Annotated in this window: 23 protein-coding genes and 1 pseudogene; 10 read left to right on the forward strand and 14 right to left on the reverse strand. The window is 61.5% G+C overall.

Annotated features, from left to right (window positions below; all coding sequences use genetic code 11):
- Positions 1–49 precede the first annotated feature (49 nt).
- The 4 genes from BZK31_RS04830 to glcD are packed head-to-tail and all read right to left on the reverse strand — an operon-like array spanning position 50 to position 4,275.
- A complete protein-coding gene (locus BZK31_RS04830; RefSeq protein ID WP_083181662.1) occupies positions 50–457 on the reverse strand; it encodes a heme-binding protein in 408 nt (135 codons plus the stop codon).
- Positions 458–487: 30 nt separating this feature from the next.
- The gene (gene glcF, locus BZK31_RS04835; RefSeq protein ID WP_083181663.1) at positions 488–1,714 is read right to left on the reverse strand and encodes a glycolate oxidase subunit GlcF; all 1,227 of its coding nucleotides are present in this window, start codon (positions 1,712–1,714) and stop codon (positions 488–490) included.
- Positions 1,715–1,717: 3 nt separating this feature from the next.
- Entirely contained in the window at positions 1,718–2,776 is a 1,059-nt protein-coding gene (glcE, locus tag BZK31_RS04840) for a glycolate oxidase subunit GlcE (protein WP_083181664.1), read from the reverse strand.
- Positions 2,776–4,275: a glycolate oxidase subunit GlcD gene (gene glcD / locus BZK31_RS04845; RefSeq protein WP_083181690.1), complete on the reverse strand. Its 1,500-nt coding sequence runs from the start codon at positions 4,273–4,275 to the stop codon at positions 2,776–2,778. Before glcD ends, glcE begins: the two co-directional genes overlap by 1 nt.
- 282 nt (positions 4,276–4,557) lie before the next feature.
- Here glcD and glcC point away from each other — a divergent pair, with 282 nt between their 5' ends.
- From glcC to hppD, 3 genes are all read left to right on the forward strand, one after another.
- Positions 4,558–5,322 carry a transcriptional regulator GlcC gene (gene glcC / locus BZK31_RS04850; protein WP_083181665.1) on the forward strand — a complete coding sequence of 255 codons (765 nt, stop codon included), beginning with the start codon at positions 4,558–4,560 and terminating at the stop codon, positions 5,320–5,322.
- Between the two features lie 128 nt (positions 5,323–5,450).
- A complete protein-coding gene (gene maiA, locus BZK31_RS04855) occupies positions 5,451–6,086 on the forward strand; it encodes a maleylacetoacetate isomerase (protein WP_083181666.1) in 636 nt (211 codons plus the stop codon).
- A 142-nt stretch (positions 6,087–6,228) separates the two neighbouring features.
- Positions 6,229–7,305, forward strand: coding sequence for a 4-hydroxyphenylpyruvate dioxygenase (hppD, locus tag BZK31_RS04860; protein ID WP_083181667.1), 1,077 nt, complete (start codon positions 6,229–6,231; stop codon positions 7,303–7,305).
- 42 nt (positions 7,306–7,347) lie between these two features.
- On the opposite strand, the gene BZK31_RS04865 is transcribed toward hppD, so the two are convergent.
- Positions 7,348–8,136, reverse strand: a complete 789-nt coding sequence (locus BZK31_RS04865) for an IclR family transcriptional regulator (protein ID WP_083181668.1) — start codon at positions 8,134–8,136, stop codon at positions 7,348–7,350.
- 134 nt (positions 8,137–8,270) lie between these two features.
- Here BZK31_RS04865 and hmgA point away from each other — a divergent pair, with 134 nt between their 5' ends.
- Positions 8,271–9,575 carry a homogentisate 1,2-dioxygenase gene (gene hmgA / locus BZK31_RS04870; protein ID WP_083181669.1) on the forward strand — a complete coding sequence of 435 codons (1,305 nt, stop codon included), beginning with the start codon at positions 8,271–8,273 and terminating at the stop codon, positions 9,573–9,575.
- Positions 9,575–10,861, forward strand: a complete 1,287-nt coding sequence (gene fahA, locus BZK31_RS04875) for a fumarylacetoacetase (RefSeq protein WP_083181670.1) — start codon at positions 9,575–9,577, stop codon at positions 10,859–10,861. Before hmgA ends, fahA begins: the two co-directional genes overlap by 1 nt.
- A gap of 12 nt (positions 10,862–10,873) precedes the next feature.
- Here fahA and BZK31_RS04880 read toward each other — a convergent pair whose 3' ends face one another.
- Together BZK31_RS04880 and BZK31_RS04885 are read right to left on the reverse strand one after the other, a co-directional pair.
- On the reverse strand, positions 10,874–12,337 hold the full coding sequence (locus BZK31_RS04880) for an N-acyl-D-amino-acid deacylase family protein (RefSeq protein WP_083181671.1): 1,464 nt from the start codon (positions 12,335–12,337) through the stop codon (positions 10,874–10,876).
- 29 nt (positions 12,338–12,366) lie between these two features.
- Positions 12,367–12,987 (reverse strand): TetR/AcrR family transcriptional regulator, encoded by a 621-nt coding sequence (locus BZK31_RS04885; RefSeq protein WP_083181672.1) that lies wholly within the window; start codon positions 12,985–12,987, stop codon positions 12,367–12,369.
- A gap of 232 nt (positions 12,988–13,219) precedes the next feature.
- Between BZK31_RS04885 and BZK31_RS04890 the strand changes: the two genes are divergently transcribed.
- From BZK31_RS04890 to BZK31_RS04900, 3 genes are all read left to right on the forward strand, one after another.
- Positions 13,220–14,311 carry an MBL fold metallo-hydrolase gene (locus BZK31_RS04890; RefSeq protein ID WP_083181673.1) on the forward strand — a complete coding sequence of 364 codons (1,092 nt, stop codon included), beginning with the start codon at positions 13,220–13,222 and terminating at the stop codon, positions 14,309–14,311.
- Positions 14,312–14,422: 111 nt separating this feature from the next.
- Positions 14,423–15,652, forward strand: a complete 1,230-nt coding sequence (locus tag BZK31_RS04895) for a cyanate transporter (RefSeq protein ID WP_083181674.1) — start codon at positions 14,423–14,425, stop codon at positions 15,650–15,652.
- A 69-nt stretch (positions 15,653–15,721) separates the two neighbouring features.
- Positions 15,722–16,657 (forward strand): LysR family transcriptional regulator, encoded by a 936-nt coding sequence (locus BZK31_RS04900; protein WP_083181675.1) that lies wholly within the window; start codon positions 15,722–15,724, stop codon positions 16,655–16,657.
- On the opposite strand, the gene BZK31_RS04905 is transcribed toward BZK31_RS04900, so the two are convergent.
- The 3 genes from BZK31_RS04905 to BZK31_RS04915 form a co-directional block, all read right to left on the reverse strand.
- Positions 16,658–16,798: a hypothetical protein gene (locus tag BZK31_RS04905; protein ID WP_083181676.1), complete on the reverse strand. Its 141-nt coding sequence runs from the start codon at positions 16,796–16,798 to the stop codon at positions 16,658–16,660.
- Between the two features lie 116 nt (positions 16,799–16,914).
- Positions 16,915–17,592: a type 1 glutamine amidotransferase domain-containing protein gene (locus tag BZK31_RS04910; RefSeq protein WP_083181677.1), complete on the reverse strand. Its 678-nt coding sequence runs from the start codon at positions 17,590–17,592 to the stop codon at positions 16,915–16,917.
- Between the two features lie 169 nt (positions 17,593–17,761).
- Entirely contained in the window at positions 17,762–18,976 is a 1,215-nt protein-coding gene (locus BZK31_RS04915; RefSeq protein ID WP_083181678.1) for an aldose 1-epimerase family protein, read from the reverse strand.
- Positions 18,977–19,201: 225 nt separating this feature from the next.
- Here BZK31_RS04915 and BZK31_RS04920 point away from each other — a divergent pair, with 225 nt between their 5' ends.
- Positions 19,202–19,795, forward strand: coding sequence for an NAD(P)H-dependent oxidoreductase (locus BZK31_RS04920; protein WP_083181679.1), 594 nt, complete (start codon positions 19,202–19,204; stop codon positions 19,793–19,795).
- 6 nt (positions 19,796–19,801) lie between these two features.
- Here BZK31_RS04920 and BZK31_RS29980 read toward each other — a convergent pair.
- The 3 genes and pseudogenes from BZK31_RS29980 to BZK31_RS04935 all read right to left on the reverse strand — a co-directional run.
- Positions 19,802–20,081: pseudogene (locus tag BZK31_RS29980) on the reverse strand (sigma 54-dependent transcriptional regulator); the annotation flags it as partial.
- 27 nt (positions 20,082–20,108) lie between these two features.
- Positions 20,109–20,414: a DUF7693 family protein gene (locus BZK31_RS04930; RefSeq protein WP_083181680.1), complete on the reverse strand. Its 306-nt coding sequence runs from the start codon at positions 20,412–20,414 to the stop codon at positions 20,109–20,111.
- Positions 20,415–20,471: 57 nt separating this feature from the next.
- Positions 20,472–21,404: a hypothetical protein gene (locus BZK31_RS04935; protein ID WP_083181681.1), complete on the reverse strand. Its 933-nt coding sequence runs from the start codon at positions 21,402–21,404 to the stop codon at positions 20,472–20,474.
- A gap of 146 nt (positions 21,405–21,550) precedes the next feature.
- Here BZK31_RS04935 and BZK31_RS04940 point away from each other — a divergent pair, with 146 nt between their 5' ends.
- Positions 21,551–22,465, forward strand: a complete 915-nt coding sequence (locus BZK31_RS04940) for a LysR family transcriptional regulator (protein ID WP_083181682.1) — start codon at positions 21,551–21,553, stop codon at positions 22,463–22,465.
- Here BZK31_RS04940 and BZK31_RS04945 read toward each other — a convergent pair.
- Positions 22,462–23,622 (reverse strand): TDT family transporter, encoded by a 1,161-nt coding sequence (locus tag BZK31_RS04945; RefSeq protein WP_083181683.1) that lies wholly within the window; start codon positions 23,620–23,622, stop codon positions 22,462–22,464. The two genes, BZK31_RS04940 and BZK31_RS04945, sit on opposite strands and share 4 nt — an antisense overlap.
- Positions 23,623–23,681 lie beyond the last annotated feature (59 nt).

A 23,681-nucleotide genomic window follows, 5' to 3' on the forward strand; every position in this document is an offset into this window, starting at 1 on the left:
CTCTGGTGGTGTGAAACCGGTCTGCGTGCCGCAGAACCGATGAATGAGATCAGTCGGCGTTGAGTGCGGCGACGCCGGCCTTGGCGACCTGCGCATCCTGATCGGCCTTCACGCCGGACACGCCCACCGCGCCAATCACCTGCCCATCGACGATCACCGGGACGCCACCTTCCAGCGAGGTCAGCAGCGGGGCGCTGAGGAACGCGGTACGGCCGCCATTGACCATGTCTTCGTAACCTTTGGACTCACGTTTGCCCAGCGCCGATGTACGGGCTTTTTCGATCGAGATGTAGCTGCTGATCGGCGAGGCATCGTCCAGACGTTCAAAAGCCAGCAGATGGCCGCCGTCGTCAACGATCGCGATCGCCACCGCCCAACCGTTGGCATGGGCTTCGCTGCGGGCAGCGCTCAGCATCTGGGTGGTTTCGTTCTGGGTCAAAACGGCTTTTATTTTCATGACAACTCCTGAGAAAGAGGGGGGAGTACGTTAACTGACGTTGCTCAAGGCCTGGTCGACCAGTTCAATCCAGTGCCGTACCGGGGTTCGCTCGGCACCCGCCAGATGGGTCTGACAGCCGATGTTGGCCGTGGCGATCACATGGGGCTTGCCGCTTTCCAGTGCATTCATCCGGTTGTCGCGCAACTGGCGGGCCAACGCTGGCTGCGTGATCGAATAGGTGCCTGCCGAGCCGCAGCACAGATGGCCGTCCGGCACTGTGGTCAGGTTGAAGCCTAGACGAGACAGCACCCGTTCCACCTCGCCACCGAGTTTCTGCGCGTGTTGCAGTGTGCAAGGACAATGAAAGGCCAGCCGCGTATCTGTTCTGACGCCCAGCGTCTCCAGGGGTTCGTCGCGCAGCACCTCGACCAGATCACGCGCTTTGGCGCTGACCTGCGCGGCCTTGTCGGCATAGGCTGAATCGTGCCGCAGCAGGTGGCCGTAGTCTTTGACGAATGCTCCGCAGCCGCTCGCGGTCTGAACGATGCTTTCGACACCTTCCTCAAGCGCAGGCCACCATGCGTCGATATTGCGCCGGGCGCGGTCCAGTCCGGCGTCCTGAGCGTTGAGGTGGTAATCCACCGCACCGCAGCAGCCCGCTTCGCTGACCGGTGTGACGCCGATCCCCAACCGATCCAGCACCCGTGCCGTGGCCGCGTTGGTGTTGGGCGACAATGCCGGCTGCACGCAGCCTTCCAGCATCAGCACCTGGCGTGAATGCCGACTCGTCGGGCGCTCACCGGCGGCGTGGATCGCGGTCGGCAGTTTGTTGCTCAGGGTGCCCGGCAGCAGAGGGCGCAACAGCGTGCCGACTCGGGTCAGCGCCTTGAACAATCCGGCATTGGGAACCACGTTGCGCAGCCCCTCGCGCAGCAATCGTTGACCCAACGGTCGTGGCACGGCGGCATCAACTGCCGCACGGCCGATGTCCAGCAGGTTGTGGTAGTCCACACCGGACGGGCAGGTGGTTTCGCAGTTGCGACAGCTCAGGCAGCGGTCCAGGTGCAGTTGGGTTTTCTCGGTGACTTCATTGCCCTCCAAAACCTGCTTGATGAGGTAGATCCGTCCGCGTGGTCCGTCCAGTTCGTCGCCCAGCAACTGGTAGGTCGGGCAAGTGGCGTTGCAGAAACCGCAGTGCACGCAACTGCGCAGAATGCGCTCGGCTTCTTCAGCGCGGGGCAGTTGTCTGGCCTGTTCGCTCAGGATGGTCTGCATGATTCAGAGCTCCGCGTACAGTCGACCGGGGTTGAAGATTCCCTGCGGGTCGAGCCGGGTCTTGAGTTGATGATGGTAGCGCAGCAGCGGCGTGACCAAGGGTTGAAACGGGCTGTCGTGGTGCCCCGGCGTAAGGCAGGTCGCATGCCCGCCGACTGACGTCGCAATGGCGCGAATGGCCTCGCCACTGGCATCGGATTTCAGCCAGCGCTGCGCCCCGGCCCAGTCGATAAGCGACTGGCCCGGCAGGTCCAGCACGCCGGTATCGGCTGGAACGCTTACACGCCACAAAGGACGTGGGTCTTGAAAGAAGGGCAGTTGCTGTTCGTTCAACTGTTGCCAGTAAGCCGGATCCAGTGGTTCGCCGCCCAGTCTGTCTCGGGCAGCGGCGACCGAGCCTTCGCCTCCTTCCAGTCGCAGGCGCAGTAGCTGTTCGTCATGACTGGCCGCACTGATCGGGATCGGCTGCTGGCCCCATTCGCTCAAGCAGGACAGCGCGCGAGCGGCGTCTATTTCCAGTACGAGGCTGCTGCACAGACGCGGTTTGGGCAGTACTTTCAGCGAAACTTCAGTCAGCACGCCCAGGCAACCGAGGCTGCCGACCATCAAACGCGAGACGTCGTAACCGGCCACGTTTTTCATGACTTCGCCACCAAACCGCAGATGCTTGCCGTGGCCGGTGATGACTCGTGTGCCGAGCACGAAGTCGCGCACCGATCCGCTCCACGGACGACGCGGCCCCGACAGCCCGGCCGCCACCATCCCGCCCAGCGTGGCTGCGCCAAAGATCGGCGGCTCGCAGGGCAGCATCTGACCCGCGGCGCTCAATGTTTCGATCAATTCGATCAAGGGCGTGCCCGCCCGGGCGGTGATCACCAGTTCGGTCGGGTCGTAGCTGACGATGCCGCTGTGACAGCGGGTGTCCAGCACTTCACCTGCCACTTCACGACCCAGAAACGCCTTGCTGTTACCGCCCTGGATACGTAAAGGCACGCCATCATGCAGAGCGTCGTTGACCTGCTCGAGCAGCGCCTGACTGGCGTCTTTATCTTCGCGACTCATCAGAAGCGCTCCAGGTCAGGGAAGGGCAGTTGCCCGGCATGCACATGCATGGCACCGAATTCCGCGCAGCGATGCAGCGTCGGAATGTTCTTGCCGGGATTGAGCATCCCGGTAGCATCGAACGCAGCCTTGATGGCATGGAACAGGGTCAGTTCGTCGCTGTTGAACTGCGCACACATCTGATTGATTTTCTCCCGTCCGACACCGTGTTCGCCGGTGATGCTGCCCCCCACGTTCACGCACAGTTCGAGGATCTTGCCCCCCAATTCCTCGGCCCGTTGCAATTCGCCCGGCTGGTTGGCATCGAACAGGATCAGCGGGTGCATGTTGCCGTCTCCGGCATGAAACACATTGGCGACCCGCAGGCCGTAGCGCTCGGACAGTTCAGCGATACCGCGCAATACCCCCGGCAGTTCACGGCGCGGGATGGTGCCGTCCATGCAGTAATAATCCGGCGACAGACGACCGACTGCGGGGAACGCGTTCTTGCGCCCGGCCCAGAAGCGCACGCGCTCCGCCTCGTCGCGGGCCTGACGCAATTCGGTGGCGCCCGCCCGGGTCAGGACTTCACGCACTCGCTCGCAATCATCGTGCACGTCAGCTTCGACGCCATCCAGTTCGCACAGCAGAATGGCCTCGGCGTCGACGGGGTAGCCCGCGTGGATGAAATCTTCTGCGGCGCGAATCGCCAGGTTATCCATCATTTCCAATCCGCCGGGAATGATGCCCGCCGCGATGATATCGCCCACCGCGCGCCCGGCTTTTTCCACCGAATCGAAGGCTGCCAGCAGCACTTTGGCGACCTGAGGTTTAGGCAACAACTTGACGGTCACTTCGGTAATGATGCCAAGCATGCCTTCCGAACCGGTGAATAGCGCGAGCAGGTCGAAGCCGGGTGAGTCCAGTGCTTCGCTGCCCAATGTCATGCGCTCGCCTTCGACGGTGAGGATCTCCACCTTGAGCAGGTTGTGAACGGTCAGGCCGTATTTCAGGCAGTGCACGCCGCCTGCGTTTTCGGCCACATTGCCGCCGATGGAGCAGGCGATCTGTGAGGACGGATCCGGCGCGTAATACAACCCGTGCGGTGCCGCTGCCTGAGAAATGGCCAGGTTGCGTACGCCGGGCTGGACCCGCGCCAGGCGTGCGGCGGGATTGATGTCGAGAATCCGGTTGAAGCGCGCCATCACCAGCAGCACGCCTTGTTCGAGCGGCAACGCGCCTCCGGAGAGCCCGGTCCCGGCACCGCGGGCGACCACCGGTACGCGCCGCTCATGACACAGCCTGAGCAGCGTCTGCACTTCTTCGATATGGCGCGGCAATACCACCAGCATCGGCGTGGTGCGGTAAGCGGACAGCCCGTCGCACTCGTAGGGCCGCAGCTCCTCGGCGCGGTGCAGGATGTCCAGGTCGGGTAATCGCTGTTGCAGGTCGTGCAGCAACTGCTGCTTGTCGACCACAGGCAGTACGCCGTCGAGGCGTTCGTCGTACAGAATATTCATGAGGTAACCCAGCATTGTTTTTATCGGGCTAGCGGTTGGCTTGCATCATTGGTGTTGCGCATCCTGGTGTCTAGGGTTCAACCATCTGGTCGAACCAGTTTGTGAGCGCACTTCGGGGTTTTATTTTTTATAAATCCATTTAAATCAATAGGTTGATTTTTGATCTCGAAAAGTGCCGCCTGCCCGGTCTGGCTGGTCATACCAGTTGGCTGGCTGGACGGCGGCCCACTGCGCATGAGATACAGCCTGGGTTGAAGCCTGGCGGATTACTCGGGAGAAACCATGACCAGCGAGTCGAAACAGCGGCCCCAGGTGGCGGACGTGGTTTGCGAGCGCATCGAGCGGCTGATCGTCGATGGCGTGTTGAAGGTCGGGCAATTGTTGCCGTCCGAACGCCGCCTGACGGAAAAGCTGGGCGTATCGCGTACGGCGTTGCGCGAAGGCCTCAAGTTGCTGCGCGCACGGGGGATTATCGAAACGCGGCAGGGCAAGGGCTCGTTCGTGGCGCAGATGAACGCGCATCAGCCCACTTCGCCACTGATGCACCTGTTCGGCTCACAACCCCGCACGCTGTACGACTTGTTTGAGGTGCGCAGCCTGCTGGAGGGTGAGTCGGCGCGGCTCGCGGCGTTGCGGGGCACGAAGGCGGATTTCGTGCTGATTACCCGCAGCTACGAGGCACTGGTCGCCGCGCAGGGCAGCGAGCTGTCGGCCAGCGAGCATGCGCGTCTGGATCACGCCTTTCACCTGGCCATCTGCGAAGCCTCGCACAACCCGGTGCTGGTGCAGACCTTGCGCTCGCTGACGGACCTGTTGCTCAACACGGTCTTCGCCTCGGTCAACAACCTGTATCACCGTGAGCCGCAAAAGCGCCAGATCGATCGTCAGCACGCTCGCCTGTACAACGCGGTCACCGGTCGTCTGCCGGAGCAGGCGCGCAAGGCCGCCCTGGCGCACATTCAGAGTGTCAGCGACAACCTGCGGGAGATCGAAAACGAGGAGCAACGTCTGGTCCGCGCCACCTTGCGTCTGGAAGGCTGGACCTGAGATGAACAAGGCTTGTGTTGACAGGCAGCAGATGATCACGCAGCTTACGCATTACGTAACACGATTACGAATAAGCGCGGCGAACAATAACAACAGACAACGCCGGTGTGTTCCGGCAGGCGACCCTCGTGGACCTATTCACTTATTACCGCTCGACGTCCAGCTACCGCGTGCGCATTGCGCTGGCCCTCAAAGGGCTGACGCACACGGCGGTAGCGGTCAATCTGATTCGTGACGGCGGCGAGCAGCTCAAACCGGCATATCTTGCGATCAATCCGCAGGGCCGGGTGCCGGTGCTCCGGCTCGATGGCGGGGAGATCATCACTCAATCGCCCGCCATCATCGAGTACCTTGAAGAACGTTATCCGGAGCCGCCTCTGTTGGCGACGGACCTGATCATGCGTGCCCGGCAGCGGGCTGTGGCTGCGATTATCGGCTGCGATATCCATCCGCTGCACAACGTTGCTGTCCTTAACCGTCTGCGGGCGCTGGGTCATGACGAGCAGCAGATCAACGCCTGGATCGGCCACTGGATTGGCGAGGGCCTGACTGCGATCGAGCCGCTCATCGACGGCGACGATTTCTGTTTTGGCAGCGCTCCTGGCGTTGCGGATGTATACCTGTTGCCTCAGCTTTACGCGGCGCATCGTTTCAATGTCGACCTGAGTGCCTTGCCGCGCATTCGCCAGGTCGAACAGCGCGCCTTGCAGCACCCCGCCTTTTTGCAGGCGCACCCGGATGCACAACCGGACAAGCCGGAGTAGGCTGACCCCATGAAGATTCTCGGACTGCAACTGATTTTCGGTGATTTTCTCGCCCGCAGCGTGCGAGGAATTCCCTGTGCGCCACCCGCAGGACTGTGACCGCCAGCGTTTCGCTTTCTCACTTTCCTGCAAGGAGCCAGTCATGGCTGATCTCTACGAAAACCCAATGGGCCTGATGGGCTTTGAATTCATCGAATTCGCAGCGCCGACCCCCAACACTCTCGAGCCTGTGTTCCAGATCATGGGCTTCACCAAAGTGGCGACCCACCGTTCCAAGGATGTGACCCTGTACCGTCAGGGTGCGATCAACATCATCCTCAACAACGAACCGCACAGTCTGGCCTCCTATTTCGCCGCCGAGCACGGCCCGTCGGTGTGCGGCATGGCGTTCCGGGTCAAGGATGCGCAGAAAGCCTACAGCCGCGCACTGGAACTCGGTGCTCAGCCGCTGGAAATCGCCACCGGACCGATGGAATTGCGCTTGCCAGCCATCAAAGGCATCGGCGGCGCGCCGCTGTACCTGATCGACCGGTTTGGCGAGGGCACATCGATCTATGACATCGACTTCAACTTCATCGAAGGTGTAGACCGGCATCCGGTCGGTGCCGGGCTCAAGTTCATCGACCACCTGACCCACAACGTGTACCGCGGGCGCATGGCGTACTGGGCGAATTTTTACGAGAAGCTGTTCAACTTCCGCGAAATCCGCTACTTCGACATCAAGGGCGAGTACACCGGCCTGACCTCCAAGGCCATGACCGCACCGGACGGGATGATCCGCATCCCGCTGAACGAGGAGTCGTCCAAGGGCGCCGGGCAAATCGAAGAATTTCTGATGCAGTTCAACGGTGAGGGCATTCAGCACGTCGCGTTTTTTACCGACGACCTGATCAAGACCTGGGATGCCTTGAAGGCGATCGGCATGCGCTTCATGACCGCGCCGCCGGACACCTATTACGAGATGCTCGAAGGGCGTCTGCCCAACCATGGCGAGCCTGAGGCCGAACTCAAGGCACGCGGCATTCTGCTCGACGGGTCTTCCGACGGCGGCGAGCGACGCCTGCTGCTGCAGATCTTCTCGGAAACGCTGATGGGACCGGTATTCTTCGAATTCATCCAGCGCAAAGGGGATGACGGGTTCGGTGAGGGCAACTTCAAGGCCCTGTTCGAATCCATCGAGCGGGATCAGATCAAACGCGGTGTGCTGACTGCCGATTGATACCGACCGTTGCCCGGCCCAGGTGTGGGTCGGGCATCGTGTTCAGACAGGCATCACGCCGCCCATGCGTGCGCTGATTGCCGTGGCCATGTCCAGCAAGCGTGTCGCCGCGATGCCTTGCACCTGATCGGTCAGCACCGAGCCCGGTCCTACTACTGTCACCACGCCCACCAGTTTGTTGCCCATCGCGAAGAGCGGGCAGGACGCCGCGTTGATGCCTGGCATCAGCAAGCCTTGGATCTGGTGTACGCCCGTCGTACGAATCTGCTGCAGATGCAGGTTTATCTCGGTCAATTGAGCGGCATTCAACCGGGGTGCTTCCTGTACGCGCAGCGGCGCGGTTTCAGCGTCCGTCAGAAAGCTTTCGAAGACCAGCCCGGTGGATGAACTGAGCAACGGCAACACCGAGCCGATCTGTGTCACCAGGGTGACGGCGCCCATCGATGGCTCGACGTACACCACGGTAGGGCCCTTGTTACCCCACACCGCGAGAAAGCAGGTCTGGTTCAGCTCGTCGCGCAGGTTCGCAAGCCAGGGCGCCGAGACTTTCAACACGTCCAGCTTGCCCAGCGAGGCCAGGCCGACCTGCAGGGCTTCGCGACCGAGCCCGTAATGGCTGGTCACGTCGTCCTGTTCGGCGAAGCCACTGGCGACCAGCGCTTGCAGATAGCGGTGCACCTTGGCGGCTGGCATGCCCAAATGATCGGCAAGTTTCGACAATGAGGTCGCAGGCGATAATTCGGCCAGCGCCTTGAGTACACGCAGGCCCACTTCGGCGGCTTGAACCTTCTGCTGACGTCCATTGGCCGGATGTTCGATTGATTCAGTCATGGGAGGTGCGCCGGTCCGGAAAGGCAGCTTTATAGCTTGACCGGTCCGTAAACTCAAATTACGTTATGCGTAATTGATTTACGAAATTTGTTACAGATATCCAGTCGCGTGACCCATAACAACAAGAGGTCGACATGTCTGCACACCTTCTTCAGGAGCCGCTGACCTATCAGTCGGGCTTCGGTAACCAGTTCAGCAGCCAGGCGCTGCCCAACGCGTTGCCCGTTGGGCAGAACTCGCCGCAGAAACATCCGCTGGGCCTCTACGCCGAGCAATTTTCCGGCACCGCCTTTACCGTGGCGCGTAGTGAGGCGCGACGCAGCTGGTTGTACCGCATCAAACCGTCGGCGGCCCATCCCGCGTATCAGCGCATGGCGCGGCAGATCGCCGGTCGCGAGCAGGGGCCGATCACGCCCAACCGCTTGCGCTGGAATGCCTTCGCCATCCCCGCCGAACCTGCCGATTTTCTGGACGGCCTCATTGCGCTCGCGAGCACCTCGTCCGCGGAGCAGGCCGAAGGGGTCAGCGTGTATGTCTACGTGGCCAACCAGTCCATGCAGCGCGCCTTCTTCAACGCCGACGGCGAATGGCTGATCGTGCCGCAGCAGGGCCGGTTGCGGCTGGTCACCGAACTGGGGTTGCTGGACATCGAACCGCAGGAAATCGCTGTGCTGCCGCGTGGCCTGAAATTCAGCGTGCAGTTGCTCGACGCCAGTGCCCGCGGTTATGTGTGCGAAAACCATGGCTGCGCATTGCGCCTGCCTGAACTGGGGCCTATCGGCAGTAACGGGCTGGCCAACCCGCGAGATTTCATGGCACCGGTGGCCTGGTTCGAGGAGCGTGACGAGCCGGTGCAACTGGTGCAGAAATTTCTCGGCGAACTGTGGGCCACGCAGCTGGACCATTCGCCGTTCGACGTGGTGGGCTGGCACGGCAACAATGTTCCCTACAAATACGACCTGCGCCTGTTCAACACCCTGGGCACCGTGAGCTACGATCACCCGGACCCGTCGATTCTCACGGTGCTGACCTCGCCCGGCGCCATTCATGGGCAGGCCAATGTCGACTTCGTGATCTTTCCGCCGCGCTGGATGGTCGCGGAAAACACCTTCCGTCCGCCGTGGTTTCATCGCAACCTGATGAACGAGTTCATGGGCCTGATCGACGGTGCCTACGACGCCAAGGCCGAGGGTTTCATGCCGGGCGGGTCGTCGTTGCACAACTGCATGAGCGCGCACGGTCCTGACAATATCACCGCCGAAAAAGCCACGGCGGCCGAACTCAAGCCCCACAAGGTCGAGAACACCATGGCGTTCATGTTCGAGACCGGCAAGGTGCTCAGGCCCAGCCGTCACGCGCTGGAGTGTTCCTGCCTGCAGGCGGATTACGACGCCTGCTGGAACGGCATGGCCAAGACTTTCAACGAGGAACTGTCCTGATGAATACCGCTTCGAACCGCCGCAGCTGGGTGGCGTCCGCCAACGGTCATGTCGATTTTCCGTTGCAGAACCTGCCCTTGGGGGTGTTCAGCGATGGCGGGTCGGGCCCGCGAGGCGGGGTTGCCATCGGCGATTTCATCCTTGATCTACGCGCTTTGGTACAGGCGGGGTTGTTTGAGGAGGCGACGGCCGAGATTGCCGATGTTGCCAGCCGCGACCAGCTCAACGATTTCTTCGCGCTGGGCACCGACGCCCGCCGGTCCCTGCGTGCCGCGCTGTTGCACCTGCTGGATGAAGACAATCTGCGCATGCAGGCCATTCAAGGTTTGCTGCTGCCCGCGAGCGAATGCCGTATGCACTTGCCGGCCAGGGTCGGCGATTACACCGATTTTTATGTCGGGATTCATCACGCGCTGAATGTCGGCAAGCTGTTCCGTCCAGACAACCCACTGTTACCCAACTATAAGTACGTGCCCATCGGCTATCACGGCCGGGCGTCGACGCTGTGCACATCCGGTACGCCCGTCAAGCGTCCGAACGGTCAGACCCTGGCGCCGGGTCAGGACGTTCCGGGCTTCGGTCCGTGCAAACGGCTGGATTACGAGCTGGAACTGGGCGTATGGATCGGCCCCGGCAACGCTCAGGGCGAAGCCATCGGTATCGGCCGGGCCAGTGAGCATATCGCCGGTTTCTGCCTGCTCAACGACTGGTCGGCGCGTGACATTCAAGCCTGGGAATATCAGCCACTGGGGCCTTTCCTGTCCAAGAGTTTTGCCACCACGATTTCGCCCTGGGTGGTGACCGCCGAAGCGCTTGAGCCGTTTCGTCGTGCTCAGCCAGCGAGGCCTGCGGGCGACCCGCAGCCGCTCCCTTATCTGCTCGATCAGGCCGACCAGCAGGGCGGAGCGCTGGACATCGAACTGGAGGTTTTGCTGCTGACCGAAAAGATGAGAGCCGACCGCGCTCCAGCGCATCGTCTGGCCCTGAGCAACTCTTTGAACATGTACTGGACGGTGGCGCAGATGGTCGCACACCACAGCGTCAACGGCTGCAAATTGCAACCGGGCGACCTGTTCGGCACTGGCACTTTGTCGGGCCCTCAGGCAGGGCAGTTCGGCAGCCTGCTGGAGATGACCGAAGGCGGCAAACATTCTGTGACCCTGCCTAACGGCGAGGAACGACGCTTTCTGGAGCAGGGCGACGAGGTGATTCTGCGGGCACGCTGTCATCGTGAGGGGCAGGTGTCGATCGGTTTCGGCGAGTGCCGGGGCACGGTCACCGGTTGAGCCCGGTCTGGCTCAGCCGCGCTTGAAACCCTCGGCCAGCGAACCCGAACGAGGCAGAAACTGCCCCCATCGTTCGGGTTGTACCTGACCGTCCGCATAACTCAACCGCCCGTTGACCCACACGCCGTCGATGCCTTCAGCGGCGCGCTGCGGGTTCTTGAAATCGGCGATGTCCTTGATTCGCAGCGGGTCGAACAGCACCAGATCCGCCCAGTAGCCTTCGCGCACCAGGCCACGCTGGTGCAAGCCGAAGCGCGCAGCCGAAAGGCCAGTCATCTTGTGCACGGCGGTATGCAGTTCGAACAGGTTGCGGTCGCGACTGAAATACCCCAGCACCCGTGGAAATGCCCCCCATAAGCGTGGATGCGGGAACGGATCTTCCGGCAGTCCGTCCGAGCCGATCATGGTCAGCGGATGGCTGAGAATGCGTTCGACGTCGGCCTCGTCCATCCCGTAATACACCGCTCCCGCAGGTTGCAGGCGACGTGCGGTTTCTTGCAAAGAGAGCTTCCAGTCGGTGGCGATATCGGCCAGTTCGCGTCCTCCTTGATCCGGATGCGGTGTCGACCAGGTGATGGTGATACGAAACGCATCCGTCACCTGCTTGAGGTCCAGCGTCGAGGAACTGGCTGCATAAGGGTAACAATCGCAGCCCACCGGATGGTTTGCGGCAGCCTGTTCCAAGGCGGCCAACAGCTGCGGGCTGCGACCCCAGTTACCGGCACCGGCACATTTGAGGTGCGAGATGATCACCGGCACTTTTGCATGCCGGCCGATGCCGAACGCTTCCTCCATTGCTTCCAGCACCGGCTCGAACTCGCTGCGCAGATGGGTGGTGTATACCGCGCCGACCGCTGTCAGTTCTTCGGCCAATTGCTTGACCTCATCCGTTTCGGCATTGAACGCTGAGGCGTAGGCCAGTCCGGTGGACAGGCCCAGCGCACCGTCCGCCAGGCTGTCACGCAGCTGTTCGCGCATCGCCTGAATCTCGCGTGCAGTGGCCGTGCGCAACAGGTCATGCATGTGGTTGCTGCGCAGCGCCGTGTGTCCGACCAGCGCGGCGACATTCACCGCAGGTCGCGCGCGTTGCACGGCGTTGCGGTAATCGGCGAAGCGCGGGTAGACGAACTCACGGGCAGGGCCCAGCAGGTTCATCGGGTCTGGCGGATCACCTGCCAGACTGACCGGTGAAGCGCTGATGCCGCAATTGCCGACGATGACGGTGGTCACACCCTGGCTGAGCTTGGGCAGCATGTCAGGCTTGCGGATCACTACGGTGTCATCGTGGGTGTGGACGTCGATGAACCCCGGCGCCAGCACCCGACCACCGGCCCGTATTTCTTCAGATGCAGAGGCGTCAGACAGCGCGCCGATGCGCACGATACGACCGTGATGGACCGCCACGTCAGCCCGGTAACCGGGCGCGTCGCTGCCGTCGATCACCTCGGCATCGCGAATCAGCAGGTCGTAATGCATCACGGACTCCTTGGGCGCTGGGATGCCGATCAGGACGTGGTCGGCTTTTCGTACCAGCCCAGGAACAGGTTCAATGCCGACTCCACGACTTCATTCTGTTTTTCCGCGCTGAGCAGCCCGGCGTTGAAGGTCACCTGGGGCCAGAATGCAAAAGACTTGAGCAGGGCATGCATCTGCGTCGCGGCAAAGCCCGGATCGACGGCTTTCAGGCGGCCATCTTTCTGTGCGGCACGGATCCAGGCGCTGAAGGTTTCTTCACGCTCGTTGATGCGGGCCATCCAGACCTGCGCGCGCTCCGGGGAATGGATGGTTGCCCCGACCACCACGCGGACCAGTTCGAGAAAACTGCTGTCGTTGAGCGTGCGCATTTTGCCCCATAGCAACTCGCGCAATTGTTCGCGCAGACCGAGATCGGCGTGATAGACCACTTCCGATTGCGGAGGAGAGCAGTTCCACAGGCGCTGGAGGATTTCGGCGAACAGCTCTTCCTTGCTGGGAAAATGGTTGTAGACCGTACGTTTGGAAACCTCGGCGCGGGCGGCAATGCGATCCATGCTGGTGACCTCGAAGCCACGGTCACCGAATTCGGCAATGGCTGCCAGAACAATGGCTTCGCGTTTCTGATCGGTGAGGCGCATCGGAGCGGTCATAGGTTCACTTCAAACGTACGTTTAGAGAAAAATTACACTCAGCAGTTTACTTGTCGTCACAGATCATGCAAGCTTAAAACTACACTGTGTAGTGTAATGCATTGTTACACATTTTAGGCACCGTGTCCGATGCTAAGTAGACGTTTCGTATTGGCGTTCAACATCCTGCAACGCAATCAACGTACAGGTATGTACGGCTGAAGCCCAACCTGCTCCCAGGAGTCAGCAAACCATGGCCAACACCCCCCGGAAAACGGAAACCTCTTCATTGCCCGTCCTGTCTCGTCACGAGGGGCGTTACCGTAATCATGCGCCGATGAAGCCGTTCAGCCTGGTCCGAACGTTGGGCGTGTTCTGGGATCAGGCGTTCAACAAGCCCAGGCACACACGGCCTGCGGGCGAAGTGCCGGTGCAGCCGCTGTCACGCCAGCAATTGCTCGCAGCGCCGGACAACACGGTGTATCGCCTTGGGCATTCGACCGTTCTGCTCAAGTTGCGTGGCCGTTTCTGGCTCACCGATCCGGTGTTCGCCGAGCGCGCATCGCCAGTGCAGTGGGCGGGGCCGCAGCGGTTCCATCAGCCGCCGATCAGCCTCGAAGAGTTGCCACCGATCACCGCAGTGATCCTCTCGCACAATCATTACGACCACCTGGACCGCATGGCGATCAAGGCGTTGATGGCCAAGACCGAGCATTTCATCGCACCATTGGGCGTCGGCGATACGCTGATCGAGTGGGGCGTGCCTGCGCACAAAGTGCGGCAACTGGACTGGTGGCAGTCCACCGAGGTGGCGGGGGTCGAGTTCGTCGCCACACCGTCACAGCATTTTTCGGGACGGACCCTGCGCGACAGCAACCAGACGCTGTGGGCGTCGTGGGTCATGCTCAACGGGTCGCAGCGGATCTTCTTCAGCGGCGACAGCGGTTATTTCGACGGCTTCAAGATCATCGGCGAGCAGTACGGCCCGTTTGACCTGACCCTGATGGAGACCGGTGCCTATAACGTCGAGTGGCCGCAGGTTCACATGCAGCCAGAGGAAACGCTGCAGGCGCACCTGGACTTGCGCGGTCGCTGGCTGTTGCCGATTCACAATGGTACGTTCGACCTGTCGATGCACGCCTGGTATGAACCGTTCGACCGGATTCTGGCGCTGGCCTGGGAGCAGAACGTGAGCATTACCACACCGATGATGGGTCAGCCGTTCTACATGGATTATCCGTGCCGGGGAATGACCTGGTGGATGGGCGTCGATGAAGTGTCCGCGCTTGAATCCGAGCAGCACGGCCATAGCGCCACATGCAGTTGCCCTCGTCAGAACGCGTGACTGCGATTGGGAAAGACTGATCTGATTTTTCGATAGCGCCGCCCATATTCTGATTTGCCGCTCAGAAACAACACCTGCCTAATCATCGCTTCAAGGCAGTCAGGTGATGATATGCAAGGTGCACGCGAGTCGGCGGTTCAGGGTGTTTGGTTGATGGTCGGCGTTGTGCTGGTGGCGTTGAACCTGCGCCCGTCCATGGCGGCGGTTGGCCCGCTCTTGTCGGCGATTCGTCTGGATATACCGTTGGGTTTCGCGGCGGCCTCGCTGCTGACCCTGTTGCCGGTCATGACCATGGGGCTGGCGATGTTCGTCGGCATGGGCCTCGCTCGACGCCTCGGTTCGCACCGGACCATCACCCTGTCACTGCTGCTCATCGGCCTGGCCACGCTGGTCCGCTTGTTTTTAGATTCGGTCGCCGAGCTGATTCTCAGTGCGGTACTGGCAGGCTTGGGCATCGCCATGATTCAGGCGCTGATGCCTGCGTTGATCAAGTCGCGCTTCAAAGCCCATGTCTCACTGTGCATGGGGCTGTACGTCACGGCGATCATGGGCGGGGCAGCCATCGCCGCAGCGTTCAGCCCGCTGGTGTTGGCGCGCACCGGCAGTTGGCGTTTCGCGCTGGCGGTCTGGGCGGCACTGGCGGTACTGGCTTTGTGTTTCTGGATCGCCCAACGTCACGCATTCCAGCGCGTCACGTCATCCGGCACGCCGCGTGAGTCGCGGCTTTCGACGATGCCCAGAGCCTGGACCCTGGGTATCTTTTTCGGTCTGGGCACGGCCGCTTACACTTGCGTACTGGCCTGGCTGGCGCCTTACTACCTGGAGAATGGCTGGAGCGAGCAACACGCCGGGCTGCTGCTCGGTTTTCTGACCGTGATGGAAGTCCTGTCGGGGCTGTTGACCCCGGCGCTGGCCAACCGCAGCCGCGACAAGCGCCTCGCCCTGGCGATCTTGCTGGTACTGATGATCGGCGGCTTCGCAGGTCTGGCCCTGATGCCGAATTCGTTGAGCCTGCTGTGGGCCAGTCTGCTGGGGCTGGGAATTGGCGGGCTGTTCCCCATGAGCCTGATCGTTGCCATGGATCACTGCGAGGACCCGCAACAGGCTGGCAGTCTTACCGCATTCGTGCAGGGCGTGGGTTATCTGATTGCCGGTCTGTCGCCTTTTTTGGCGGGATTGATCCGGGACGTGTCCGGCAACTTCGCGGGTGCGTGGTGGGCGCTGATCGCGCTGGTGGTGATCATGTTGCTGATGGTGATGCGTTTTGATCCGCAACACTATGCGCGCAATCTGTATGATTGCGAGGCCCATCAAGACACCGCAGAGGGGAAGACGGCATGATTGCATTTTGATGCTATCTTGCAGGGGCTGACCTGATTTGTCCGGTCGCGGTGCCGACGAGATCACTCGATGCTCAACAGTAATGCCCTCAGAAAGCTGGACATGCAGGACCTGATGGTCTTCGTGGCGGTCTTCGATCAGCGCAACCTGACGCTGGTAGCCGAAGCACTGCATGTCAGTCAGTCCACAGTCAGTTATTGCCTCAAGAAGCTGCGGGCCAATTTCGAGGACGACCTCTTCATCAGCACCCGCAACGGCATGCGTCCCACGCGCAAGGCAATGGCCATGCACAGTCACGTGCAGCAGATCCTGCACAAGGTCAATCTCTGCCACGACGGGCTGAAGCTGTTCAACCCGAGCAACGGGCAAACCACGTTCACAGTCTGCGCCCCTGAGTATTTCGAATTACTGGTGCTGCCGCATCTGTTGCGCAGCTTTGCGGCGGGCGGTTTTTCAGTGGCTGTCAGTGTGCACAAGCTTGACCGGCAACTGCCTGTCGAACAGCTCAACGACGAGCGTTTCGATCTGGCGCTGTGTTTCGGGCCAGGCTTTCATCGCGTGCCCGACAGCCTGATTGCCCAAGTGCTGCTCGAAGATGATCTGGTCTGTGTAATGGACAGTCAGTCGGCGCCGCTGAGCGCCTTGATGGATCTGGACACTTTTACTCGACGCCAGCACGTCTACCCGACACCCTGGACGTCCGACACCAACATGGTAGACGGCTGGCTGCAGCGTCAGGGCCGCGAGCGGCATATCGTGGCGCGGGCCAACAGCTACCGGGCGGCGTTGCAATTGCTGGAAGGGACGGATTTCATTCTGGTGCTGCCAAGGCGTATCCAGACGCTGCTGTGCAACGAACCGTGGATATCGGTATACGAACTACCGCCGGATCTGCATGGCTTCAGCCTGGACATGGTATGGAGTGCCCAGGCTGATCAGGACGAAGCCAACGGCTGGCTTCGTGAGCAGGTCGTCAAGGTGTGCGCGGAGCAGGGGCTGCTTTGATCAACGGTTTTTCTGCGGGTCGGGCTCGGTCGCAGGTCTGGGCTGTTCGCCTTTTTCGTTGAGCTGCTTGTTTTTCTCGCCGACCTTGCCGGCGTTTTCCGGCTTGTGGTCGAGGTCTTCGCGTTCTGATTCATGGGCCATGACCAATCTCCAGGATAATGGACTCTCCCTGTATTGGTCAGCGCGGCGCGCACAAGATTCGATTTATATCCGAGCGACCCGGCCGTCGCATTGCGCGACGCCGGGTAGGTGCCGTATCAGCTCAGCAGCGTGATCAGGTCCTTGGCCGCCTGGGCGGAACTGGCCGGGTTCTGGCCGGTAACCAGCTTACCGTCGGTCAGCACATGGACGCCCCAGTCATCGGTCTTGGAATAGTCGCCGCCCAGTTCCTTGAGTACGTCTTCCACCAGAAACGGCACCACGTCGGTCAGGCCAACGGCTTCTTCCTCGGTGTTGGTGAAACCGGTCACGCGGCGGCCCTTGACCAGCGGCTCGCCATTGGCTGAGCGCACCTTGCGCAGCACGCCCGGCGCATGGCAGACCAGGCCGTGCGGCTTGTCGGCTTTGGCAAAGGCTTCGATCAAGGCGATCGACTTAGGATCTTCGGCAAGGTCCCACAGCGGACCGTGGCCGCCCGGATAGAACACGGCGTCGAAATCTTCAGCCTTCACGTCCGCCAGTCGACCGGTGGTTGCCAGCGCCTGCTGGGCCGCCGAGTCTTCGCGAAAGCGTCGGGTTTCAGCGGTCTGTGCGTCCGGTTCATCGCTTTTCGGGTCCAGTGGTGGCTGGCCACCTGCGGGCGATACCAGTGTGACCTCGGCACCGGCGTCCTTGAAAACGTAGTAGGGCGCTGCAAATTCCTCGAGCCAGAAACCGGTTTTCTTGCCGGTATCGCCCAGTTGGTCATGTGAGGTCAGAACCATCAGGATTTTCATAGTCGCGCTCTTCGTTGAGGGATTGAGAGGGTGTAGACAAACGAAAGCGTCAAGTGTTGTGCGCAATCTTGCACATTGAATGCAAAAGGCCGGATTCGACGCGATGGCGTGGAAATCCGGCCTTTGTCTGGGGGGCGACAGCGAGCGTCAGCCTGTCACGCGGCCGCGCTTACTCCTTGGTCAGGTCCACCAGCGGTTCCTGACGTACTTCCGTATCGCGGCCGGCCTGAATGGTTTTGATCTGGCCGAGTGCCTTGTCGACGGCGCCTTTGTCGGCCAGCAGGCTGTAGCTGATCTGGAACTGACGCTGTTCTTTCGGTGCGATGGTCGGCACCAGCTTCAGCGGACGCTGGAAGCGGCGGTTGTAGGAAAAGCTGGTGCCGGGCTCCAGACCGGTCACGTAGCCCTGACCCTTGGTGTCGGTGTTTTTCCACAGCGAGAACACCGGCAGTTGTTGGGTATTGAAGCCTACCGCCACGCCCAGGCTTCCGGCCTTGTTGTGCAGCACGGTGACGGTGTCGCCTTTGGCATCGCCATACGGCACGATGTTGTAAACGGTCTCGTCATAGTCCGGGGTTGGCCCGCGGTAGGTCTGCCAGTCGCCCAGATCACCCTTGGCTTTCTCGTTGAACGGCGACACCTGTTTGACCGGCGCTTCGAAGCGGGCGCCCTGTTCCAGGAAAGGCGTACTGAAATTGCTGTGGTACAGCGCCTGATATTCCTTCGGATAGTCGCCATTGTTGGTCAGCGTGTCGTTGAGCGAGAAGCTCGCGCTGCCCGGCTCGGTGACCAGTTCGGTCTGCACCGAGAAATCGACTTTCTTGAACGCCTGCTCTTTGAGTTCACCTTTCAGGCGAATCGCGTAGGGCGGTTTTTCATCGATGTGCAGCGTCACTTTGCTGGCCGGGATATTGGCTGCGCGACCGTGCAGGGTCAGCAGTTCGCCATTGTCCATGCCTGGATGGCCGACCCATTCGTAGCCGCATCGGGTGACCAATTCATTGAACCCTTCCAGCCAGCCCAGCCCGCCGCGGCCATTGAGTTCGATGAATGCCGGGTTGACCACTTCCTTGACCGGCGAATCCCAACCCATGCGCACATCACCAACTGACGCCTGCAGCACGTTCATGCCACGCGTCGGCACCACCGAGAGCTTCATGGTGCCGTTGTCGATATCGATGACGCTCACGCCTTCCTGGCGACCGCCATGCAGGGTGCGCATCGTGATGGTGAAGGGTTTGTCGGTCTTGACGCCCAGTTGCTGACTGGTGATCTGCTGGTTCTGCGCGGCTTTGTCGGCGTCGAGCAGAACGTAGTCCCAGGCAAAAGTACTGGAGGCGGCGGCGAGGGCGCTTAGGCCCACCAGCAGGGGAAGGGTTTTCATGATCGGTGGTCCTTCTGAATTATTGGAATTATGGGGTGCTGGACTGGATTAAACGTTTCAGCAGTCAATGGAGTCTAGCCAAAGTCATCACCGCTGTGGAGCAGAATTTAGCCGTCTGTGTCTTCAGGCCGGTGTCAGATAACGCGCAATCCGCCAGGAGCCGCTATTTTGCTCTGTTGGGGGATATAACACACCGCCCACTATCGATCATCAGGAGGGGTTGCCGTGCACGCGCTCATCATCGTTGCTCATTACGATCCACAATCGCTCAGCCAGAGCGTCGCCAGGCAGATTGCCGAGGGCATTTCGCAAACAGGCGAGGCGCACGACGCCGAGATCGTCGATCTGGTCGCCGAAGGGTTCAATCCAGTGTTCACTGCAGCCGACCACAGTGTGCATTGCGAACAGGCCCGGCCGCCCGAAGACGTGCTCGCCGAGCAAACCAGAATCGACCGTGCCGACGCGCTGGTGCTGGTGTTCCCGGTGTACTGGTGGTCAATGCCCGCACTTTTGAAGGGCTGGATCGACCGGGTGTTCATCAGTGGCTGGGCCTTCGATTTCAACCCCGGCGCGGGTCTGGTGAAAAAGCTCGGGCACATGAAGGTCCACCTGATCGGTGTGGGCGGGGCCGATGCGGACACCTATGCCCGGCACGGCTACGATCAGGCCATGAAGACCCAGATCGATCACGGCATCTTCGGCTACTGCGGTGCCACCGTGGTGCAGTCAGCGCTGCTGCTGGACTCCGAAACCAAAGATCCGGCAGCCGCGCTCGATGCCGCGCTGGCGTTGGGGCGCGGGGTGTTTGCTCAGGCTTAGCTGCTGATTCAAGCCCCAGGCGTCACGCAGTCGTTCGATTTCTTCCTGCACCTGCGCTTCGTCTGTCCGCCAGCGTTGCCATACGGGCAATCGAGGCCGACAGTTCCCGGAAATCGCCCAGCCATGCCGCTTCGCTCGAGCAGGCGAACGTCACGTAACGGCGGCGTGCCTGCAGGTTGAAGCCGACCATGCTGCCCGATTCGCGTGCATGGCGTTCAAGCTCGAAATCGATATTGGTGTCGATGTCTTCGCGGCGGGCTGCCAGGCCCGGCAGCTCGAAGGTCCAGTGTCACGGCGCGTGAGCACTATTTGTTTACGCCTCGGGTTGGTCCAGCAACCGTTCGATCTGCGCCTGCTCCCACGCACTGAGCAGGCTTACCGGATCGGTGCGTGGCCAGTTTTCAGTCGAACCCTGCTGCCCATCCGCAGCCGTACAGCGCTGACATCCCGTTATCCGCTTGCCTGCCATTTCCAGGGACAGGTGCCAGCCATCGATCTCGATCCGCACTTGCCCCGATACAAGCTCAGGACCGAGGCGGCGCAGGCTGCGAATGCCCAGCGCCGCCTCTTTCAATTGCTGGTAGACCTGACGGGCGCTCAATGATGTGGGCGGACTCATGCGCGCGGGTGTCGGCTGAAAAAAGGGCGCTCAGCATAAAAGCCTGTGCCCTGCCTGTCACTCTGGCCGTTGTGCATCGGGGGAAGCGGCGCCAAACAGCGTCTCCACTTCGGGCCGGGTCTGGTTGATCGCGCCCAGGCGACGGATCAGTTCAGCCTGCCTGCTGCCTCGAATGCCGGCGGTGGTCATGACGCCATCACGCACGTAGGTGTAGATGCCGCTGACGCCGAACGGGGTGATGTGCTTCACATGCGCGCCAAGGCCTTGGGTGATCGCCTTGAACCGTTCGCTGGCGTAGCAGGTGCGCCGGGTCCAGGCCGATTCGAACGCCAGCTCCATGACCACGATGTTCAGGCGCTGCTCGCTGGCGTAGTGAGCGACATCCGGGGCAGGCGGAGCGGGCTGTTCGTTGTCGTAGGGTTCGGCGAGGTGCAGGCGCAGCTTCAGCACCGCGTCGAGGCCGGCCAGTTCACCGGCCAGTGTGGTGATGGCTTCGCGGGCGGCGGTCAGGTTGCTGCCGTTCAGATGAAAGTGCAGGTGCAGACGGTCCAGCGTCGATGTTTCGTTAGGGGACGGGTCGGGCAAGCGGTCCATCAGCGTGGTGGAGCCGTCCGGCACATCGTACGCCAGGGTTTGCTCGAACATGTTCTGCTCGTCGGAGAACAGAATCGAGCTGGCCTGCTGAAACCGCTGTTGGTGTTCGGCAGACAGAAAACCGATCTCAACGCCGCCATCCAGCACATAGCCCTGCAGCGGCTCGATACCTTCGATGATCGGCCACAGGTGGGCGTCTTTTTCGCGGGACAGGTGGTGCTGAACGTACCAGCCCAGTCCGTCGAGGCGTGCGCATAGCGGGCCGTGCACATCGCGCCAGTAGGTGGCGAACAGTTCGTGCGGCACACCTGTTCTGCGCAGCACGGTGGTATAGGTATTGATGACGATGCGTTGATCGCGGGCAGCGTGGTTAGTGGTCAAGGGTGACGTGTGCATGAAAGCTCTCTGCGCTGAAGGTATCTGAATCAGGCGTTGGCGCGGTGGGTTAAGTTCAAGGAATTCGCCCGGCGGGCAGTGATCCGGCGCTGGCGCCGATCGCCACTCGCGTTATCATCGGCGCGACATCGCCCACGGACAGTCTTATGCAGTTGCCAGACCTTAATCTGTTGATCGCCCTCGATGCGTTGCTCGATGAAGGCAGCGTGGTGGGCGCTGCCCGGCGCATGCACCTGAGCCCGGCAGCGATGAGCCGCACATTGACGCGCATCCGCGAGGCTACCGGCGATGAAGTGCTGGTGCGCGCCGGGCGCGGTCTGGTCCCGACGCCCCGGGCCTTGGCGATGCAGGCGCAGGTGCGCGAACTGGTCGAACAGGCCGCTCAAGTGTTTCAAGTACGCGACGAAGTCGACATGAGTACCCTGGAACGCTGCTTCAACGTGCGCTCCAATGGCGTTTTCTTCGGCTCGTTCGGCGCGCGCGTGCTGGAGGCGATCCGCCTCGAAGCGCCTGGCTGCATGTTGCGCTTCGTGCCGGAAGGTCCGGGCGACGATGACGCGTTGCGCGAGGGCAAGATTGACCTGCACATCGCCTCGCGGCTCAATTTCGGTCCGGAGATCAAGGTGCAGAACCTGTTCACCACGCGGTTCTGCGGTCTGGCGCGGGAGGGGCATCCAATCTTCGACGGGCCGATCACGCCAGAGCGGTTCGCTGCCTTCGATCACGTCAGCGTGTCGCGCAGAGGCCATGCCCGTGGTCCGATCGATCCGGCGCTGGCCGAACTTGGATTGGAGCGGCGCATCGCGCTGATCACGCCGCATTTCCATTCGGCCATTTTCGGCGCTGCCGATTCGGACCTCATTCTTACGCTACCCGAACCTGTGCTGTGGGGCATGAAGAAGCTGGGGCTGAAGATGCGCGCCTTTGCCATCCCGCTGGCGCTGGAAACGGTATCGGTCAATCAGGCGTGGCACCCGCGCTTCGAAAAAGACCCGGCGCATCGCTGGTTGCGTCAGGTGCTCAAGCACGTGTGCTCGGTGTCGCGGCAGATCGATCTTTAACGAGCGCCGTTCGGGCAGGTGGCGATACATGGCGAAACGAACAGGTGACCGCGCCATGCGCCTGCCACGGTTCGGCTTGCGACCAGACCCCACATCAGCGCCAGCAGGGCGACCAGCGCCATGCCGAACGTGTCGAAAAAACCAAGGCGCAGGGTCGATCCCAGCTTGAGTGTGGCCAGTGCGTAGACGCCGAGCGGAAAGGTAAACGCCCACCAGCCCAGATTGAACTCGAGACCCGCCTTGAAGTAACGCACGGTGATCAGCGTCGCCAGGGCCATCCACCACAGGCCCAAGCCCCAGAACAGCGTGCCGACGATCACCCCGACGCCGGCCACCACATTGCCGACCGAAGCCAGACCGTGAGCAGCAAACACCGTCGCCGCGTCGCCGCCCATCACCAGCATGCCCAGCGCCCCGGTACCAATCGGCCCCAGCGCCAGCCAGCTCGAGGCCGCCATGCTTTCGTGGGGCAATTTATGCAGCGCCAGGCGCAGCAGCAGAATCACCAGAATGCTCAACGCCACTGGTACCGAATACGCCCACAACACGTAGCTGGTGATCAGCACGGTGAACTGCGCAGAGGCCTCGCTCAGATGAGCCGTGAGCGAGCCGCCACACGCTGCGGCAACTTCGGCCGCCACCACCGGCAACAGCCACACGGCGGTCATCTTTTCGATGCTGTGTTCCTGGCGGGTGAACATCATGAACGGAATCAACACGCCACAGGCCATGGCCATTGCCACATCCAGCCACCATAACGCTTCGGCGATCGGGACCACCGCGTCGCCCCAGCGCTCCGGTCCGAAGACCAGCAAGCCGCTGATGATTGTCGCCAGCCCCATGGGGATTGTGCCGAAGAACATCGACACCGTGGAATGCCCGAACACCTGGCGGGCTTCGTCGAAGAACAGTAGCCAGCGGCTGGCGTACATCGCGCTGAACAGCATGAACAGGCCGACGTTCAAGAACCACAGCGCTTCGCCCATATCGCGCAACAAGGCGATGTCGCCCGGCACTTGCGCGAGCGCCAGAGACAGGACGCCGGTGCCCATGATGACCGCGAACCAATTGGGCGTGAATTGCCTGACGGCTTCGCGCGGGCTCGATAGCGAGGCGAGGGGAGCGATTCCCTCGATGACGGTGGCAAGCCGGCTCATGTGTTCTCCCGATCACTGCTTCAAACGACGGGATCAGTCTACGGGCAAGCCGATCACTC

The organism is Pseudomonas floridensis, assembly GCF_002087235.1.
GTDB lineage: Bacteria > Pseudomonadota > Gammaproteobacteria > Pseudomonadales > Pseudomonadaceae > Aquipseudomonas > Aquipseudomonas floridensis.

What these genes read in the sequence shown, in the direction of transcription:
- BZK31_RS04830 (WP_083181662.1), bottom strand. Translation starts at nt 457, where the DNA reads ATGAAAATAAAAGCCGTTTTGACCCAGAACGAAACCACCCAGATGCTG.
- glcF (WP_083181663.1), bottom strand. Translation starts at nt 1,714, where the DNA reads ATGCAGACCATCCTGAGCGAACAGGCCAGACAACTGCCCCGCGCTGAA.
- glcE (WP_083181664.1), bottom strand. Translation starts at nt 2,776, where the DNA reads ATGAGTCGCGAAGATAAAGACGCCAGTCAGGCGCTGCTCGAGCAGGTC.
- glcD (WP_083181690.1), bottom strand. Translation starts at nt 4,275, where the DNA reads ATGAATATTCTGTACGACGAACGCCTCGACGGCGTACTGCCTGTGGTC.
- glcC (WP_083181665.1), top strand. Translation starts at nt 4,558, where the DNA reads ATGACCAGCGAGTCGAAACAGCGGCCCCAGGTGGCGGACGTGGTTTGC.
- hppD (WP_083181667.1), top strand. Translation starts at nt 6,229, where the DNA reads ATGGCTGATCTCTACGAAAACCCAATGGGCCTGATGGGCTTTGAATTC.
- BZK31_RS04865 (WP_083181668.1), bottom strand. Translation starts at nt 8,136, where the DNA reads ATGACTGAATCAATCGAACATCCGGCCAATGGACGTCAGCAGAAGGTT.
- hmgA (WP_083181669.1), top strand. Translation starts at nt 8,271, where the DNA reads ATGTCTGCACACCTTCTTCAGGAGCCGCTGACCTATCAGTCGGGCTTC.
- fahA (WP_083181670.1), top strand. Translation starts at nt 9,575, where the DNA reads ATGAATACCGCTTCGAACCGCCGCAGCTGGGTGGCGTCCGCCAACGGT.
- BZK31_RS04880 (WP_083181671.1), bottom strand. Translation starts at nt 12,337, where the DNA reads ATGCATTACGACCTGCTGATTCGCGATGCCGAGGTGATCGACGGCAGC.
- BZK31_RS04885 (WP_083181672.1), bottom strand. Translation starts at nt 12,987, where the DNA reads ATGACCGCTCCGATGCGCCTCACCGATCAGAAACGCGAAGCCATTGTT.
- BZK31_RS04890 (WP_083181673.1), top strand. Translation starts at nt 13,220, where the DNA reads ATGGCCAACACCCCCCGGAAAACGGAAACCTCTTCATTGCCCGTCCTG.
- BZK31_RS04895 (WP_083181674.1), top strand. Translation starts at nt 14,423, where the DNA reads ATGCAAGGTGCACGCGAGTCGGCGGTTCAGGGTGTTTGGTTGATGGTC.
- BZK31_RS04900 (WP_083181675.1), top strand. Translation starts at nt 15,722, where the DNA reads ATGCTCAACAGTAATGCCCTCAGAAAGCTGGACATGCAGGACCTGATG.
- BZK31_RS04905 (WP_083181676.1), bottom strand. Translation starts at nt 16,798, where the DNA reads ATGGCCCATGAATCAGAACGCGAAGACCTCGACCACAAGCCGGAAAAC.
- BZK31_RS04910 (WP_083181677.1), bottom strand. Translation starts at nt 17,592, where the DNA reads ATGAAAATCCTGATGGTTCTGACCTCACATGACCAACTGGGCGATACC.
- BZK31_RS04915 (WP_083181678.1), bottom strand. Translation starts at nt 18,976, where the DNA reads ATGAAAACCCTTCCCCTGCTGGTGGGCCTAAGCGCCCTCGCCGCCGCC.
- BZK31_RS04930 (WP_083181680.1), bottom strand. Translation starts at nt 20,414, where the DNA reads ATGAGTCCGCCCACATCATTGAGCGCCCGTCAGGTCTACCAGCAATTG.
- BZK31_RS04935 (WP_083181681.1), bottom strand. Translation starts at nt 21,404, where the DNA reads ATGCACACGTCACCCTTGACCACTAACCACGCTGCCCGCGATCAACGC.
- BZK31_RS04940 (WP_083181682.1), top strand. Translation starts at nt 21,551, where the DNA reads ATGCAGTTGCCAGACCTTAATCTGTTGATCGCCCTCGATGCGTTGCTC.
- BZK31_RS04945 (WP_083181683.1), bottom strand. Translation starts at nt 23,622, where the DNA reads ATGAGCCGGCTTGCCACCGTCATCGAGGGAATCGCTCCCCTCGCCTCG.